Consider the following 757-nt stretch of genomic DNA (forward strand, 5'->3'; position numbering starts at 1 on the left):
GCCTGTGGTCAGGTTTACATCTGAGCCAGCAAACTGATAAATAGACTGCCAGTCATCGCCAACGGCAAATAACGAGCGTCTTCCTTGCTCGCAGGGTTGATTCACAATCGCTTCAACTAACGCTAAGCGCGCAGGAGAAATATCTTGATACTCATCCACCATTAAATAGCGCCATGGAGCCTTAAAACGATTCTTAGACACATACTGCGTGGCTTTTTCTATCATTGAATGGAAATCCAATTCGCCTTGTTCCTTCAAGTACTGTTTCCACGCTTGATAACAAGGCCACACCAACTGTAGCTCGCTATTAAGACGCGAATACTCAGGATGTTCAATAATCTGCTGTTGAATGGATTTCTTGGTGACACTCATCGAGCACAGTTGATCCAACTGTTGATCCAGCCAAGCGATCAATTTCGGGTTTTCAAACTGGCTACCAAGGTCCACATCTCCCTTCAGATAGGCAATAGGCCATTGTGATAGATGTTTTTGCCAGCGTTTAAAATTCGTGGCGTTAGTCCAGTGTTCTTTTAGCCATTGCGCGCACCACTGCTGCTTTTGCTTGCTCTCAGATGCCAGAGAACTCACCTTCGCCGGGCTGCCTTCCACATGTTGGATGATATGCAGCGCCATCTTATGGAAGGTACTGACATTCACCTTTTGCGACGTCACACCTATTTTGTTGGACAGGCGCTCTGACATCTCTGTAGCCGCATCCTTGCCAAATGCGAGCAGAGCAATTTCTTCTGCTTGAGCC

The 757-nt window shown here is 46.9% G+C and carries 1 protein-coding gene; it reads right to left on the reverse strand.

Features of this window, described 5'->3' with window-relative positions:
- A partial coding sequence (locus tag AB4585_RS23510; RefSeq protein ID WP_372171187.1) for a UvrD-helicase domain-containing protein occupies positions 1–757 on the reverse strand: 757 nt, incomplete at both ends.

It is taken from the genome of Vibrio sp. 10N.222.49.C9 (assembly GCF_041474985.1).
Lineage (GTDB): Bacteria > Pseudomonadota > Gammaproteobacteria > Enterobacterales > Vibrionaceae > Vibrio > Vibrio crassostreae_C.